At 73.5% G+C, this 15,240-nt stretch carries 13 protein-coding genes; 8 read left to right on the top strand and 5 right to left on the bottom strand.

Annotated features, from left to right (window positions below):
* Positions 1-217 precede the first annotated feature (217 nt).
* Complete coding sequence (locus WMF24_RS33660) at positions 218-2,788, bottom strand: alpha/beta fold hydrolase (RefSeq protein ID WP_437731533.1); 2,571 nt, start codon at positions 2,786-2,788, stop codon at positions 218-220.
* 158 nt (positions 2,789-2,946) lie between these two features.
* On the opposite strand from WMF24_RS33660, the gene WMF24_RS33655 reads away from it, so the two are divergent.
* Positions 2,947-3,279 carry a transcriptional regulator gene (locus tag WMF24_RS33655; protein ID WP_437731532.1) on the top strand — a complete coding sequence of 111 codons (333 nt, stop codon included), beginning with the start codon at positions 2,947-2,949 and terminating at the stop codon, positions 3,277-3,279.
* Between the two features lie 34 nt (positions 3,280-3,313).
* Here the strand turns inward: WMF24_RS33655 and WMF24_RS33650 are convergent, their stop codons facing one another.
* Positions 3,314-4,369 (bottom strand): tetratricopeptide repeat protein, encoded by a 1,056-nt coding sequence (locus WMF24_RS33650; protein ID WP_437731531.1) that lies wholly within the window; start codon positions 4,367-4,369, stop codon positions 3,314-3,316.
* A gap of 308 nt (positions 4,370-4,677) precedes the next feature.
* Here WMF24_RS33650 and WMF24_RS33645 point away from each other — a divergent pair, with 308 nt between their 5' ends.
* The 3 genes from WMF24_RS33645 to WMF24_RS33635 all read left to right on the top strand — a co-directional run bounded on the left by WMF24_RS33645 (position 4,678) and on the right by WMF24_RS33635 (position 8,343).
* On the top strand, positions 4,678-5,277 hold the full coding sequence (locus WMF24_RS33645) for a hypothetical protein (RefSeq protein WP_437731530.1): 600 nt from the start codon (positions 4,678-4,680) through the stop codon (positions 5,275-5,277).
* Positions 5,278-5,586: 309 nt separating this feature from the next.
* Positions 5,587-6,786, top strand: a complete 1,200-nt coding sequence (thrS, locus tag WMF24_RS33640; RefSeq protein WP_437731529.1) for a threonine--tRNA ligase — start codon at positions 5,587-5,589, stop codon at positions 6,784-6,786.
* Between the two features lie 123 nt (positions 6,787-6,909).
* Positions 6,910-8,343 carry a cytochrome P450 gene (locus tag WMF24_RS33635; RefSeq protein WP_437731528.1) on the top strand — a complete coding sequence of 478 codons (1,434 nt, stop codon included), beginning with the start codon at positions 6,910-6,912 and terminating at the stop codon, positions 8,341-8,343.
* A gap of 45 nt (positions 8,344-8,388) precedes the next feature.
* Here WMF24_RS33635 and WMF24_RS33630 read toward each other — a convergent pair whose 3' ends face one another.
* Together WMF24_RS33630 and WMF24_RS33625 are read right to left on the bottom strand one after the other, a co-directional pair.
* Complete coding sequence (locus WMF24_RS33630; RefSeq protein WP_437731527.1) at positions 8,389-9,705, bottom strand: cytochrome P450; 1,317 nt, start codon at positions 9,703-9,705, stop codon at positions 8,389-8,391.
* A 37-nt stretch (positions 9,706-9,742) separates the two neighbouring features.
* Positions 9,743-10,120: a Nif11-like leader peptide family natural product precursor gene (locus WMF24_RS33625; protein ID WP_437731526.1), complete on the bottom strand. Its 378-nt coding sequence runs from the start codon at positions 10,118-10,120 to the stop codon at positions 9,743-9,745.
* Between the two features lie 304 nt (positions 10,121-10,424).
* Here WMF24_RS33625 and WMF24_RS33620 point away from each other — a divergent pair, with 304 nt between their 5' ends.
* A complete protein-coding gene (locus tag WMF24_RS33620) occupies positions 10,425-10,991 on the top strand; it encodes a sugar O-acetyltransferase (protein WP_437731525.1) in 567 nt (188 codons plus the stop codon).
* Between the two features lie 66 nt (positions 10,992-11,057).
* On the opposite strand, the gene WMF24_RS33615 is transcribed toward WMF24_RS33620, so the two are convergent.
* Positions 11,058-12,635 (bottom strand): phytase, encoded by a 1,578-nt coding sequence (locus WMF24_RS33615; protein WP_437731524.1) that lies wholly within the window; start codon positions 12,633-12,635, stop codon positions 11,058-11,060.
* Between the two features lie 613 nt (positions 12,636-13,248).
* Here WMF24_RS33615 and WMF24_RS33610 point away from each other — a divergent pair.
* From WMF24_RS33610 to WMF24_RS33600, 3 genes are all read left to right on the top strand, one after another.
* Positions 13,249-14,523 carry a pectate lyase family protein gene (locus tag WMF24_RS33610; RefSeq protein WP_437731523.1) on the top strand — a complete coding sequence of 425 codons (1,275 nt, stop codon included), beginning with the start codon at positions 13,249-13,251 and terminating at the stop codon, positions 14,521-14,523.
* Between the two features lie 135 nt (positions 14,524-14,658).
* Entirely contained in the window at positions 14,659-14,829 is a 171-nt protein-coding gene (locus tag WMF24_RS33605; protein ID WP_437731522.1) for a hypothetical protein, read from the top strand.
* Between the two features lie 63 nt (positions 14,830-14,892).
* Entirely contained in the window at positions 14,893-15,216 is a 324-nt protein-coding gene (locus WMF24_RS33600) for a hypothetical protein (protein WP_437731521.1), read from the top strand.
* The last annotated feature ends 24 nt before the right edge of the window (positions 15,217-15,240 follow it).

The raw sequence follows: 15,240 nt of genomic DNA, 5'->3' as shown, positions 1-15,240 counted from the left end.
GAGATAAGGAGAACAGGAGAGCGTGATAGGGAGAACTCGCAAATGCATCGGGCGAAGCCGGAGATTCGACGCCCTCTCGACGGACTCGCGCTCACCGCTCGGCGATCGAGCAGCGTAATTCCGGCGTGAGCGCCCGAGAGGGAGCCCGCGGCAACTCACGAGTTGCCGCGGAGCAGCGCGCGTCAGCCGCCGGACGGCGCGCCGGCGGGGCCGCGCGTCAGCCGCCGGACGGCGCGCCGGCGGGGCCGCGCGCCGGGGAGGGCGCGAAGCGCGACACGGGGGTCGGCCCGGCGGCGTCCGCGCCGAGGAAGGCCCGCAGCTCGGAGACGAGCGGGCGCGGCTCGCCGACGAAGGGCAGGTGGTCGTCGCCGGGCAGCTCGACGTAGCGGGCGCCAGGGATGAGGCCGGCGAGGTCGCGCCCGGCCGCCGCGGGCACGGCGCGGTCGCCGGCGCGGTGCAGCACGAGCGACGGGGCGCTCACCCGGCCGAGCGCGGGGCGGATGTCGGTCGCCGCGTGCGCCCGGAGCATGCGCGCCGCGCCGCTCGGGCTCGCGCCGAGCCGCAGGTACGAGGCCCAGAAGCGCCGGAGCTCGCCGTCCTCGGCCGCGGACGGGGCGAGGCGGTCGAGGAAGAGCGGCTCGCCCCAGCCGGTGCGCACCGCGCGCTCGGCCGCCTCGGCGTCCTCACCCGTGAGGCCGAAGAGGCACCCCGGCCAGGCCGCCATCTGCGCCGCGCTCCCGAGCGCGATCAGCGCGCGCGCCCGCGCGGGGCGCGCCGCCGCGAGCAGCGCGCACGGCGCGAAGCCGGCGCCGACGCCGAGGAGCGCCGCGCGCTCGACGCCGGCCGCGTCCAGCACGGCGAGCAGGTCCTCCGCCTGCTGCTCGGCCGGCGCGCCGGCGCCCTCGCGCTCGCTCATGCCGGTGCCGCGCTGATCGAGCACGACGAGCCGCGCCCACGCGCTGAGCTCGCCGAAGAGCCGGGACGTCAGCGCGTGCTCCCACGCGGCCTCGACGTGCGTCACCCACCCCTGGACGAGCACCAGGTCGACGGGCCCGTCGCCCACGACCTTGTAGGCGAGGCTCGCGTCGGCGCGCGTCGCGAAGCGGGTCTCCGCGGCGCGCGGGTGCGCGGGCCTCCGCGTGGAGGGGGCCGCCGCCCGCGCGGCGTCGAGCCCGCGCCGCATCGCCTCGGCGATCTGCGCGTAGGCGCCCGACCAGGCCCGCGCGGCGGCGGGCGTCCACGCGTCGGCGTCGAGCGCCTCGAGCGCATCGAGGAGCGCGCGCCCCACGGCGTCGAAGTGCTCCGGCAGCGCGGCGTAGGCGGCGTGCCGCCGCCCGAGCGCCTCGAGCAGCTCGAGCAGCTTGTCGGGCGCGCGCAGGTTGTCGATGACGAGCTGCAGCGTCGCGGCGAGCTTGAGCCGCTGCTCGCGCATGTCCGGCGGGAACAGCGCCCGGAGCGACGGCTCCAGGGCGAAGAGCCGCTCGTAGAAGCGCGCGACGAGCGCCTCGGCGCGGGGCGCGACGCGCGCGAACGAGGCGCGCACGACGTCCGCGTCCGTTTCCTGGAACCCTGCCGCGCCCGCCGCGCTCGAGGGCGGCCCGGGGCGCACGATGTGGAACGCCCGGCAGAGCGCCTCGGTCTCCTCGAGCGCGGCCTGCACCTCCTCGGCCGACGCGAAGCGCGCCTCCGGGGCGCGCTGGACGCAGCGGTCGATGACGTCCGCGAGCATCTCGGGGATCTCGGGGCAGATCGAGCGCAGCGGCGGGAGGGCGCGCGCCGTCACCCAGCTCGCGATGGCGTGCACGTCGAGCCCCGCGTGGGGCAGCCGGCCGGCGCAGAGCTCGTAGAGCACGAGCCCGAGCGCGTAGACGTCGGACCGCGGCGTGGCCGCCGTCCCGACCCAGAGCTCGGGCGCGAGGTAGAGCGGCGTGCCCATCATCATGCCGCCGTCGGTCAGGTGGACGGTCGCGACGGCGCCGAACGCGTCGAGCGCCCCGGGGATGGCGGTCGTCACCGCCGACATGTCCGCGCGCGGCGCGGGCGCGGGCGCGGTGAGGACGCGCGGCGCGGCGCCCGCGTCGAGGCGGGCGGCGCCCGGACGATCGACGAGCTTCGCGAGCCCGAAGTCGAGCAGCTTCACCTCGCCGGCGGCGTCGAGCATCACGTTCGCGGGCTTGATGTCGCGGTGAAGGACGCCCCGGCGGTGCGCCGCGGCGAGCCCGCGCGCGAGGCCGAGCGCGACGCGCAGCGCGGTCTGCCAGGGGGCCGGCTTCGGGAGCAGCTCGAGCGGCTCGCCCTCGACGAACTCGTAGGCGATGTACGGCCGGCCGCGCACCTCGCCGATCCGGAAGACGGCGACGACGTTGGGGTGCTGGAGGCGCGCGATCGCGCGGGCCTCGACGCGCAGCCGCTCGATCGTCCTCGGATCGGGGGTGTCGGCGGCGACGAACTTGAGCGCGACGGGCCGGTCGAGGACCTCGTCGTGGGCGAGGTACACCTGCCCCATGCCGCCGCGGCCGAGCGGCCGGATCACGCGGTAGTCGTCGAAGGTCGAGGGCGGCGCCCAGGGGACGGACGACGACGGCGGCGGCTCGGTGTCGCTCGCGGGCCGCCGCGTGGAGGCGACGAGGAGCGGCGCGCCGATGTCGCTTTCGCTCGGGCTCGCCGAGATCAGGGCGCGGCACTCGGCGCAGCCGTCCACGTGCCCGCGGACGCTCGTCGCGGCGTCCTCTGGGAGATGGCCCTCGATCCAGGCGGCGAGGGCGTCTTCGGGCGGGCACGTGGTCATGCGCTGCGGCTCTCCGGGCGGCATTGTCCGCGCGCGCTGTGGACAGCGCAATGGCCGCGCGGGAGCCGCCGCGTCGTCGGGCGGGCCGGTGGACGAACGGGCCGACGCGCGGCGTCGGCGCTGGCCTCGCCGAGCCGGGATGTCACGCTCTTACCGCCATGAGCAACCCGAGACCACCGCCGAGCCCCGCGCCTCGCTCGGAGACGGTGCGGCACGCGCTCCTGGAGGAGCTCCGCCGCGGCGCGGCGACCGCGTGGGAGCTCTCCACGCGCCTCGGGATGCGCGAGCGCGACGTGACGCCGCACCTCGAGCACCTCGCGCGATCGCTGCGCGCGCGCGGCGAGCGGCTGTCGGTGGCGCCGGCGCGCTGCCTGCGCTGCGGTTACTCGTTCGACGAGCGGCGCTCGCTCGCGAAGCCGAGCCGCTGCCCGGAGTGCCGGGGGGAGCGCATCGAGGCGCCGCGGTTCCGGATCGACGCCGGCGACGGATGACGCGCCTGCCGGGGCGAGAGCCGACAGGGCGCGCTCACAGCGCCGGCCGATCGGCGGGCTCGGCGCGCCTGCGCCGCGCGGCGCGCGCCTCCACCTCGCCGAGCAGGCGCGGGCCCGCGCGGTCGCCCGCGCCGGCGAAGAACGCGCGGGCCTGATCGAGGTCGCCGTGGGCGGCGTAGAGCTCGACGAGCTCCCGCTCGGCGGCCTCGTCGATCGCCGCCTCCGGCGAGCCGGCGCGCGCGGGGCCGAGCTGCACGATCGCGCGGAGCGCCCGCAGGGCCTCGCCCGTGGCGGCGGTGCCGCCGAGGCCCCGCAGGCTCCACGATTTCACGTAGAGCGCGCGCTTGCGCAGCGCGTGCGGCGGCGCGCCGCGGAGCGCGGCGTCGCACGCGAGCACGGCCTCGTCGAGGCGCCCCGCCGCGAACGCCAGGTCGGCCAGGGCGAGGTGGGCCTCGGGCGCCTCGCTGGACGCGGGGTGCTCGAGGGCGAGCTGGCGCAGCCGCGCCTCGGCGCCGCGCAGGTCCCCGCTGTCCAGGAGCGCCCGCGCGAGCGCGAGGAGCGCCCGGGGCCGAGGCGGCGCCGCGCGCAGCGCCGGCGCGTCGACGAGCGCGGCGTAGGCCGCGACGGTCCTCGCCAGCACCCGCGCCGCCTCGGCCTCGAGCGCGTCGCGCCGGGCCGCGCCGCGCTCGCCCGTCGCGCCGGCCGCGCCCGCCTGCGCGGCCTCGTCGAGGACGAAGAGCTGGACGCCGATCGCGCGGCGCCGGCTCGCCAGCGAGTCCGCCTCCCGGAAGAGCCGCTCCGCCGTCGCCGCGCTCGCGCCCGGGACCGAGGCGGCGCCGGGCGCCGTCGCCGCGGTCGCGCCCGGGGCCGAGGCGGCGCCGGGCGCCGTCGCCGCGGTCGCGCCCGGGGCCGAGGCGGCGCCGTGCGCGGCGCGCGCCGGAGCGCCCGCGGCCGCTGCTCCGCCGCGGGCGCCGCACCCCGCCGAGGCGAGGGCGAGCGCCGCGAGGGCGGCGATCCGCCGCGCCGACGCCCGGCGCCGCTCCGTGAGACTCCGCTCTTCCCTCGCTGTGCGCCCCAGCACCCGTGACACGTCCTCTCCTCGCGGCTCGCCGCGGAGGGCGCGAAACGCCGCGCCTCGCCGAGCCGAACGGCGCGCGAACATAGCGGCGAGCGCCCCGGGGACCAGCGCAATCCACCGCCTGCCGCGCCGATTCTCGCCCTGAACCACGCGGAGAACAGGGCGTTTCCAGCGCCGGCGCGGGCTCGCACACGTGGCGCGCGGGGCGCCGCCGGGGGCCGGCTCGCCGCGGCCCGCCCATTGCGTCTCGGCGTCGCATCCACCCCGTCCGGGCCGGCGCTTCACACCGGGCGAGGAGCGGACCGACGGAGAGTCACGACATGGCGACAAAGGTGAACTGCCTGCCGTTCACGATCCCGACGCTGCCGCGCCTCGGGCTCGCCGACCTCGAGAAGCGCTTCGGACGGCTGGCGCGGCTGATGTACGACACGAGCGTTCCGCTCGCGACGCTCGAGAAGGAGGTCTATCCGCACCTCGCTCCTGGCATCGAGTTCGTCAATCCATGGCGGCGCGTGCGCGGGGTCGAGACGTACCGGGTCGATCTCTCGGGGGCGCGCGGCTGTGCCCGTTTCGACCTCGACATCTCCCAGATGAGCGTCCGGCTCTGCGAGCCGCGGCACGCTGGCCGCGCCCTCGTCGACGGCACCTTGTACCTGAGGCCGTTGCCGCGCTGCGCGATACCCTTGCGGATGGTCCTGACCTACGACTTCGACATGATCGAGGGAGGCGAGAGCTTCCAGATCGCGCGCCACGAGGAGATGTGGCGTCTCGGGGACATCCTCCGGAGCGCCCCGTTGATCGGCCGCGCTCACGACGTCTTCCGGTCCTGCTCCGGTTACGTCTTCACCGGGGCGGTGCTCCTGTCGCGCGCCCTCTTGGGCCATCCGTCCCGCGCCGAGGCCGCGCGAGCGGCGCGCTGAGGCCGCGCAGGCGGCGCCCTGCGGCTGCGCTCGCGCGGCCCGCCGCGGCCCGCTGACCGACCCGCCGCGCCGTGAAACGATCACGCGAGACGTCCCGCTTGACGGACTCTGCACGCCGCTCTACAACTCTCTTCGTGAGCTCCCGCCTCACCGCGACCACGACGACCACGACCCGCAGCGGCGGGACTGGTCTCGTGTGCGTGCAGTGAGCTGACGAGAACACGAGAAACCAAGCCCCGCCGGAAATCCGGACGGGGCTCGTCGCATTTCAGCGCCCCGTCCGGCCGGCCATCGCCGACGGAGACTGACATGCTCGACGAGGACGATCATCGTTATCTGGGCCAGCGCCTCGACCTGTTCCATTTCCAGGAGGAGGCGCCCGGCATGGTGTTCTGGCACGCGCGCGGCTTCGCGCTCTATCGCCTCCTGGAGGAGGCGGTCCGGCGCCAGATGATGCGCGACAGCTATCGTGAGGTCCGCACGCCGCTGATCCTGCGGCAGGCGATCTGGAAGGCCAGCGGCCACTGGGACAACTTCTCCTCGAACATGTTCCGGCTGTCCGAGGAGGATCACGCCGCGGCCATCAAGCCCGTGAACTGCCCGGGCCACATGCAGATCGTGGCGCGCATGGCGCCGTCGTACAGGGACCTGCCGCTGCGGATCGGCGAGCTCGGCATGGTGCACAGGGACGAGCCGAGCGGCACGCTGCACGGCCTCTTCCGCCTGCGCCAGTTCACTCAGGACGACGGCCACATCTTCTGTTTGGAGGAGCAGGTCGAGGCGGAGGTCGTGCGCTTCGCGAGCGCGCTCCGCGACTTCTATGCCGGCTTCGGCTTCGAGGACATGGCGGTCGGCTTCTCGACGCGCCCCGCCGAGCGCCACGGGAGCGACGCCGTGTGGGACCGGGCCGAAGCGGCGCTGTCCGCCGCGGCGAGGAGCGCCGGCCTCGATTACCGGCTGCAGCCCGGGGAAGGGGCCTTCTACGGGCCGAAGCTCGAGTTCGTGCTGCGCGACCGGCTGGGGCGGAGCTGGCAATGCGGGACGATCCAGCTCGATCTCGTGCTGCCGGAGCGCTTCGACATCACCTATGTCGACGCGTCGGGCGCGCGACGGCGACCAGCGATCCTCCACCGGGCGCTGTTCGGCAGCGTGGAGCGCTTCCTCGGCATCCTGCTCGAACATTACCGGGGCGCGCTGCCGCTCTGGCTATCTCCCGAGCAGGTCGTCGTCGTGCCGGTGACAGACGCGCAGCGCGCCTATGCCGGGGAGGTCCTCCTGCAGTTCCAGCAGAAGGGGGTGCGCGCGATCCTCGACGCGGGCGAAGACTCCCTCTCGCGGAAGATCGCCGTCGCGCACGCCTCCGCGATCCCCCTCGTCGCGGTGGTCGGCAAGCGCGAGGCCGAGCGCCGCGCCGTCGCGCTCCGGGAGCGGGAGGGCGGGCACCAGCGCGAGCTCCCGCTCGACGAGGCCGTCCTCGAGGTGGTGCGGCGGAGCGCGCCGCACGCCTGATCGAACGCGCGCCGGCGATCTGCCGGAACCAACCGCCGGCGCGCGTGTCGACCCTGTCCCCGGCGCCATCCTGCACCCGGCCGGGGACAGGACGACAACCCTCTCTCCCCACGGAGCCACTCGATGGGAAACCTGCCGCCCGGGCCGAGCGCGTTCAGCCTCGTGGACTTCATCCGCGCTGGATTCATCTCCTCCGAGCCGGTGCTCAAGCGATATGCCGCCCAGTACGGGCCCACGTTTCGCCTGAAGTCGCCGAACGGGATGCTGACGATCACGGGCGATCCGGAGGCGATCCGCGCGATCTACACGGCGGATCCGGACGTGTTCGACGTCTGGGCCGTCGAGCTCACGGAGCCGGTCTTCGGGAGGTCGTCGGTGGTGGTGACCACGGGCGCGAGGCACCGGCGCGACCGCAAGCTGCTCGGGCCGCCGTTCAGCGCGGGCGCGATGCGGGCGCATGGCGCGACGATCGCGGACATCGCCCTGGACGTCGCGTCGCGGTGGCGGCCGGGTCGCTCGTTCTCGATGCTCGCGGCGACCCAGGCGATCGCGCTCGACGTCATCGTCCGCGTCGTCTTCGGCGTGCGGGGCGACGAGCGCGTCGGCAGGACTCGCGCGGCGGTGCTCCGGCTCGTCGAGTCGCTGAGCCCGAGCTTCATCGTGATCCCCGCGCTCCGGCGCGAGCTCGGCGGGTTCGGCCCCTACGCGCGCAACCAGCGCGCGGCCAGGGCGCTCGACGCGCTGCTCGTCGAGGAGATCCGGGCGAGGCGCGCGTCGGGGGACGACGCGCAGGACATCCTCGGGCTCATGATGAGCGCTCGCCATGACGACGGTGGGGGCATGAGCGACGCGGAGATCGCGGAGCAGCTCCGCGCGATCCTGTTCGCCGGCCACGAGACGACGGCGATGTCGCTCGCGTGGGCGATGTACTGGCTGCACCGCGAGCCGGCCGTCCGCGCGCGGGTCGTCGACGAGATCGACGCTCTCGGCCCGGCGCCCGCGCCGGAGGCGCTCGCGTCGCTCCCCTACCTGGAGGCGGTGTGTCTCGAGGCGCTCCGCATCCACCCGCCGGTCGTGGACGTCGCGCGCGTCGTGAAGAGGCCGTTCGAGCTCAAGGGCTACACGATCCCGGCCGGCGAAGCGGTCGCGGCCTCTCCGCTGCTCGTGCTCGGCCGCGAGGATCTCTACCCGTCGCCCGAGCGATTCCAGCCTTCCCGCTTCCTCGAGCGGAGGTTCTCGCCCTTCGAGTTCATCGCCTTCGGCGGCGGCGCCCGCCGGTGCCTGGGCGCGGCGTTCGCGATGGTCGAGATGAAGGTCGTCCTCGGCACGATCCTCGGCAGATACCGGCTCCGGCTCGAGCGGAATGCGCCCCTCCGGCACGTGCGCCGGGGGCTCACCATGGGGCCGCGCGGGGGAGTCGCGATGATCCTGGAGGGAGAGCGGGAGAGGCGCGCCGTGGGCGAGCGGGCTGCAGCGGCCCAGGGCAGCCAGGCGGAACCGGCGATAGAGCACGTCGCTCCTGGGCCTGCGGCGCGGTGCCCCATGGGCTTCTCCTGAGCGCCGTTCGCCGCCGCGCCGCCAGCCGGGAGCGCGCCTCGATCCTCACCCGGCTGCCGCGTGATCCCGGGGGCGTCGATCCGTCTTGCTGCGCCGCTCGACGAGGATCGGCAATCCATCGCGCGGCACGAGCGGCCGCCGGCCGCCCACCCCCGCCTCGTAGCCCGCGGGCAGCTCGAACCGGAAATCGCGCACCAGCGCGGCCAGCATCAGCTTCATCTGCAGCACGGCCGTCCGCTCGCCGATGCACTTGCGCATCCCGAGCCCGAACGGGATGAACGCCGCCGACGGGCGCTCCTCGTGCCAGGGGGAGCCCGGCAGGAAGCGCTCGGGGAGGAACTCCTCCGGTCGCTTCCAGTACCGCGGAAGCCGCTGCATGACATAGGGGCTCACGAGCACCTCGTTCCCAGCGCTCACCGTGTGCGGCCCGTGGCAAAACTCCCGCCGCGCCTCGCGTGCCAGCACCCACACCGGCGGGTGGAGACGCAATGTCTCCATCACGACGGCGGATAGCACCGCGGCGCGCTCCACCGCCGCTCCCTGCGCGCCGAGCGCGTCGAGCTCCTCCTCGAGGCGCGTCCGCACCTCCGGGCGCTGCGCGAGCTCGTGGAGCGCCCAGGCCGACGCCGCGGCCGTCGGCACGTGCGTGACGAGCATCATGACGACCTCGTCGATCATGGCCTGCTCGTCCATCAGCCCGGCATCGACAGCGCGCACGAGCGGATCCAGCAGATCGGTCGCGCCGCGGCTCCCGGCGGCCCTGCGGTGCTCCGCCGCCGCCACGATGGACGCCGCGAGCGCCTCCCTCGCCTTGTCATAGGCCGCCTCGTCGTCGGCGGCGTGTCCCAGCCACGCCTCCACGCGGGGCAGCTCGGTCGCGATGCGCTCCACGACCCGCTCCCCCGCGTCGCCGAGGAGCAGCATCGACGCGCTCCGCAGGGCCACGTCCTCGAGCACCGGCAGCACCGCGCGCGCCTCGCCGGTGCGCAGCCGCCCGAGCCCCTCGCGCACCACGCGCTCGGCGGCTTCGACACGCGCGAAGACCGCCTCCCGCTGGAACGCCGGCGCGAGCGCCCTCCGGCGCTCGAGGTGCTCGGCCCCCTCGAGGCGGGCGACGCTCCGCGGATAGGCGTCCTGCATCCGGTGCGGCGGCGTCCTGTCCGTGAAGCCTTCCCGGTCCGAGAACACCTCGAGGATCGCAGCCGGATCCGAGACGGCGAAGCACTGCTGGAGCCCCAGCCGGAACCGGAAGAAATCCCCGTACGCGAGCGTGCCGTCGAGCAGGAACGCGAGGGGATCCGCACGGAACTCCGGCCAGGAGCCGTGCAAGGGGTGCCCTTTCGGACCGGGCGATCGGATCATGACTGTCCTCCTGAGCGCGCAGAGCGCTCGACGTGGTTCAGGAAGACAGCAGATAGCTCGCGTCCGAGGGCGCGCGGAGGCTCAGGTACACCGCCGCGTGGCTCAGGTCCGAGGGCGCGCGGAGGCTCAGGTAGACGATCGGATGCCCGAAGTCGTAGGCCGAGCCGCCGGGCTCCGCGCGCACGTGCTCCTCGTACGCCCTCACGAGCTCCTGCGCGGTGCACGAATAGCCCGCCTCGGCGGCGATCGCGAGGATGCGGGTCATGTCCCCGTCGGCCTCCGCCATCTTCTCCGCGAGCTGCTCGTCCGCCTCGGCCCGCGCCAGGAACGCACGCGCGTCGCTCCTCTTCACATCTCCTGCGCTCGTTCCCTCGGCCATACGAGAGACACCGGTCGTCGCGAGTTGTCCGTTCATGGGGATGAGACCTCCTTCATGGGGCCACCGGGGGCGTACGGGCCGCCGCCGGCGACATGCCGCGCGCTGCCCGCCGCCTCCCGGTGACTCATCGCACTCGCGCGCCGTCAGAGCAGATCCCGCGCCAACGCCGCGAGCGCGCGAGATCGCCGGCGATCGCCGCGCTCGGGGCACGTGCCAGGCGCGAGATCGCGCGAGCTGAGCGAGATCCTGCGCAATCTGAGCAACCGGCGCATCCGCTCCTGCTGGACCGGCTGGGCCGGCCGCGGTACTGCCGGCGCGTGCTCACCGACGAGGGAAGAGGATGAAGACCGAGAAAGAAAAGATGCTGGCGGGCGAGCCCTACGACTTCCGCGATCCGCAGCTCTGCGCCGAGCGGCGCCGCGCGCGCGATCTATGTCAGGCGCTCAACGCGACCCGCGACGAGCAGCAGGACGAGCGCGCCCGCCTGATCCAGGAGCTGTTCGGCGCCCCCGTCGTCGCCTGGATCGAGCCGCCGTTCCACTGCGATTACGGCACCAACATCTCGCTGGGCGAGCGGGTGTTCTTCAACTTCAACTGCGTCGTCCTCGACGTCGGGCCGGTGCGCATCGGCAACAACGTCCTGTTTGGCCCCACGGTGCAGATCTACACCGTGAACCACCCGATGTCCGCGGCGGAGCGGCGCACAGGGGTGGAGTTCTCCCGCCCGGTGGACATCGGCGATGACGTGTGGGTCGGCGGCGGCGCGATCCTCTGCCCGGGCGTGCGGATCGGCGCCGGCACGGTGATCGGCGCCGGCAGCGTCGTCACAAGGGACATCCCGGGCGGCGTGTTCGCCGCCGGCAACCCGTGCCGGGTGGTGCGCCAGCTCGACCCACAAGGGGCGTGAGCCGAGCCGCAGGACGCTGATCCGGCGCCGCGGATGCCCGCCGCGCCGGAGGCCGAGCGGGGCGCGTCAGTCGTCGTGCGGGTCGCGGGGATCGAACTCGTCCTCCTCGACGTCGAGGTCGAGCTCGTCCGCGATGTCCTCCCAGCCGAGGAGCTTGAACTGCGTCGAGCCGTCGTACTCGAACCCGTTGACCGGATCCTCCGAGGACGGCCCGCTGGCCTGCCCGTTCTGAACCACGAAGAGCCCGTACGGGAAATCGCTGCCCGCGCGCACGTTCACGACGTCGTGACCGTCGGTCTCGCCCGTGCCCTCGATCTGGAAAGCGGCGATATGGTCCGTCGGGTCTTCGCGATCGTACACGTGAAACGTGTCGTCGCCCTGGCTCGACACGAGCAGATATCCCTCCTCGTCCTCGCCGTGATAGATCGCCAGCCCCTCGACGTCCCTCTCGAGGTGCAGCCCTCCCGCCGAGAGGTTGCCGGGCGCCGCGATCGTCCCGGCGACCGGGGCCCCCGGCGCCGAATCCTCGCACGCGTACTCGCCGTCGTCGGGGACAGCCCACCACGGCTCCCCGAACGAGCGGACCTTCTCGATCAGCCGGCTCGCCGGCACGTTGACGGTCGCCGGCAGCGCGTCGCTCAGCGGCACGCGCCAGATGCCGACCACCTCCTGCGCGGCGAAGAGCACGCCCTCCTGCTGGTCGACGACCAGCCCCTCGAGCTGCGGATCGCGTTCGGGCACCTCGCGGCAAGGCGTCCACTGGATCGACGGGCTCCCGCCGCTCGTCCCGGGGACGGTGAAGACCGGGTTGAACCGGAGCTCGCGCACCCTCGTGTAGGAGACGTGGCCGCCGCCGGCGGCGTACAGCTCGAGCTCGGCGACGACGCTGCGGCTCTGCTGCGTCACGAAGGCGCGGTATCCGTCGTCGCCCTCCAGCCGGTGGAGCGCGAGCCCATAGGCGGTGTTCTGGTCGTCCAGATCGTTGTCGTGGACCCCGGGCGACGCGCCGGTCGGCTGGAGCGAGGACGGCTGCACGAACCGGGTCGGGAAGACGCGCGGCGCGCTCGGCGCCGTGATGTCGATGAGGGGGCCGCTCGAGCTCTGCGGCTTGATGGCATAGATCCGGAGCCGATCGCAGCCCCGATCGGTCACCACGGCGATGTCGACCTTCTCTTTCGAGCCGTTCGCCTTGATCAGCTCGAAGCCGTACTGCACATCGACGTTGTTGAAGCGGCTGTAGGTCTCACCCGATTCGCTCTCGGGGCACGCGCCCGTGCCGCTCTCGGGCTGCGCGCCGGGCACGGGCGGGTCCGCTGCCGTGACCGCCGGCCGGTACGGGGGGAGGATCGTCTGCACGACGTTTCCTTCCAGGTCGTGGACGTGGAGCCCGGCGTTCTTCAGCACGCCGATGACCAGGCCTTCGCCGGAGGCGCTCGGGTTCACCCAGATCGCCGGGTCGTCCGCGTCCGGCGTGCGGGGCGCGTCGTCATAGCCGTGCAGCGCCGCCGTCTCGAAGCGCGCCTCGATCACCGGCGCGGAGGTCGCGCGGCTCTGCGCGCTCACGTGTTCGTTCAGGTGCTGCGAGCAACCGAGGGCAAAGGGCAGCGCCCAGGCGGACAGGATGGCGGATCGAACGGCTCTCATCGAGGGGGCTCCTTTCGGGCAGCCACGGGCGTTGGCGTGCCCGCCGGCGCACCGCTGTTACCGTGCGCCCTCCGAGCTCGCGCCACGGCCGCATGAACTTTGGGTGAGCTTCCCGTGAAGCGCCAGCATCGCTGCGACACGGCGAGGAGGACCAGGCCCCCTGCTCGCCGCGCGTCGGGGCGACGTGGGGACGCTCGCCAGCAGCGACCCGCCGACACAGGTTCAGTCAGGCTCGCTTCGCGCGAATCCGCGAGCGGGCGGCGGTCTTCGCGCCCGTGTCCTTCGAGCAGCCCCCGACCCGCGCGGAGCCCGTCAGCTCGCTTCGACCCGAGCCGACAGCGGGTTGCACGAGCACGCCGCCTTGAGCACCTCGGTGCTTTGTCAACCGCAGCCGTCAACTCGTGTCAATCGCCGGTTGACGGTTCTCCTGGATGTCCCTGCGGCGAGCTCCCGGGCTCGTCCCCCTCCGAGCCGACCGGCGTCTCACCGGCCGGCCACCTCGCATGGCGATGGATCGTCGTGTGCATGGATGCGTCCAGCGCTCGACGTCATGAGCTGCTGATGAGAGGAACTCGTGAGCATCAAACAAATCAAGTGCCGTGTCGGTGTCGCCATGAGGTCAACGACGTACGCAGCCTCCGTGGCGTTCGGATGCGTGGCGCTCCTCGCCGCGTGCGGCGAGAGCGCGACGGACGACGGCGCGGATCCCGAGCCGGAGAGCGGCGTCACGCCCGGCGGCTCCTCGTCGAGCGGCAGCCCTGGCGCCGGCGCGACCTCCGGCGGCGGCTCGGGCGCCACGCCCGGCAGCGGTTCGGGCGGCGGGGCCGGAAGCGGCGCGGGCGGCGGCCCGGGCACCACGACGTCCGGCAGCGGCGCGGGCGGCGGCCCGGGCACCACGACGTCCGGCAGCGGCGCGGGCGGCGGATCGACGGGAGATCCCACCCTGGTGGGCTTCGCCGCCCACGGCGCCGATGGACTCGACACCACGACCGGCGGCGCGGGAGGCGAGGTCGTGACCGTGACGTCGTACGCGGAGCTGGCCGCCGCCGTCGGCGATCACACGCCGAGGGTGATCCGGATCTCGGGCACCATCGCCGGCCCCGGCGAGGTCGAGATGCTGGACGTCGGCTCGAACAAGACCCTCATCGGCCTGGGCACGAGCGCGACGATCGACGGCTTCGGCTTCGACATCAACGGCTGGACGCCGGACCTCGTCGCCGCGCACGGCGTCACGTGCGACCCCGACAAGGCGTCGCTCTTCACGCATGTCTCGAACGTCATCATCCGCAACCTGACCTTCATCAACTCGACGGACGACTCGATCAACGTCCAGTGCTACTCGCACCACGTGTGGGTGGATCACAACACGTTCCACGAGAGCGCCGACGGCTCCGTCGACGTCAAGCGCGGGTCGGACTGGGTGACGGTCTCGTGGAACCATTTCGTGGAGACGGACAAGACCATGCTGCTGGGCCACGACGACAGCAACGGCCCGCAGGACACGGGGCGCCTGCACGTCACTTACCATCACAACTGGCTCGACCACACCGTCCAGCGGAACCCGCGCGTGCGGTTCGGCCAGGCGCACGTCTTCAACAACTTCGCCAACGAGCTCAGCGACTACTTCATCGGCGTCGGCGCGGGCGCCTCCGTGCACGCGGAAGGCAACTACGTCGACAAGGTGAAGCGCACCTCAAAGGATTACGGCGGGACCGATCTGACGTGGACAGACACCAACCTCGTGGGCGAGACGCTGCACGGTGGGGTGGAGAACGGCAAGGGGTTCGACCCGACGGCGTACTACGCGATTCGCGCTGATCCTGCAGCCGACATCCCGGCCATGGTCATGAGCCAGGCCGGCGCAGGGAAGCTGACCGGGATGGAGTAGTCCTGGAGCAACAAACGGGTTGAGCCCGCCTGAAACGAGCAGAGCTTCGAACCGCCAAGGCGCCAAGGGCGCCAAGATATCGTCTCCTTCTTGGCGTCCTCGGCGCCTTGGCGGTTCATCTCTCGCTCGATCAACGTGATCATTATTCGAGGACGTGTCCCCGCGCGGCAGCTCTACGGCCGCGCCCGCCTCGACCGGCGCTTCGACGTCGCGGGGCGGCGCGGTGGCGGGCTCGGCGGCCAGCGGGCCGGCGCGCCGCCCCGGAGAGCCGGAGACCTGGAGAGCTGCGAGCTGGCCGGCTTGTGATCCGGGCGAGCGGCTCCAGGATGTCCTTCCATACCCACGGCGCGAGGAGGCGCGAGGAGAGCCATGCTGCAAAAGCCTATCGAAGGGGGTGCGTGTTTCCTGTGCGGGGCCAGCTCGGCGCGATGGAACGACCCGGCGGCCGCCGGGGATCCGGCGCAGGCGGGCAACGAGACGGAGGGGCTCGCGAGGCGGCTCGACGAGCTGAGGGGCGGCAAGTGCACCCCCGAGGCTCTCCGGGCCCACCTCCTGGAGATGTGCGCGATGTGTCAGAAGGTGCTGATGGACGTGGGCGAGGGCGCGACGAAGGAGGAGGTCATCTCCCGGCTGGAGTACCGCGTCGCCCGCCTCCGGGACGTGGCGCAGGCGGAGGGCGCAACGGCGCGCTGAGGCCGCCGGCCGGTCCGCGCGCGG

It is taken from the genome of Sorangium sp. So ce1335 (genome assembly GCF_051521615.1).
GTDB lineage: Bacteria > Myxococcota_A > Polyangia > Polyangiales > Polyangiaceae > Sorangium.
Note: the sequence above shows the minus strand (reverse complement) of the source record. Positions and strands in the feature narration are given on the sequence as shown.

Bases quoted from the DNA above. Each gene is read 5' to 3' on its own strand.
- thrS (WP_437731529.1), top strand. From the start codon at position 5,587: ATGCTCGACGAGGACGATCATCGTTATCTGGGCCAGCGCCTCGACCTG.
- WMF24_RS33620 (WP_437731525.1), top strand. From the start codon at position 10,425: ATGAAGACCGAGAAAGAAAAGATGCTGGCGGGCGAGCCCTACGACTTC.
- WMF24_RS33635 (WP_437731528.1), top strand. From the start codon at position 6,910: ATGGGAAACCTGCCGCCCGGGCCGAGCGCGTTCAGCCTCGTGGACTTC.
- WMF24_RS33630 (WP_437731527.1), bottom strand. From the start codon at position 9,705: ATGATCCGATCGCCCGGTCCGAAAGGGCACCCCTTGCACGGCTCCTGG.
- WMF24_RS33660 (WP_437731533.1), bottom strand. From the start codon at position 2,788: ATGACCACGTGCCCGCCCGAAGACGCCCTCGCCGCCTGGATCGAGGGC.
- WMF24_RS33600 (WP_437731521.1), top strand. From the start codon at position 14,893: ATGCTGCAAAAGCCTATCGAAGGGGGTGCGTGTTTCCTGTGCGGGGCC.
- WMF24_RS33625 (WP_437731526.1), bottom strand. From the start codon at position 10,120: ATGAACGGACAACTCGCGACGACCGGTGTCTCTCGTATGGCCGAGGGA.
- WMF24_RS33615 (WP_437731524.1), bottom strand. From the start codon at position 12,635: ATGAGAGCCGTTCGATCCGCCATCCTGTCCGCCTGGGCGCTGCCCTTT.
- WMF24_RS33645 (WP_437731530.1), top strand. From the start codon at position 4,678: ATGGCGACAAAGGTGAACTGCCTGCCGTTCACGATCCCGACGCTGCCG.
- WMF24_RS33655 (WP_437731532.1), top strand. From the start codon at position 2,947: ATGAGCAACCCGAGACCACCGCCGAGCCCCGCGCCTCGCTCGGAGACG.
- WMF24_RS33610 (WP_437731523.1), top strand. From the start codon at position 13,249: ATGAGGTCAACGACGTACGCAGCCTCCGTGGCGTTCGGATGCGTGGCG.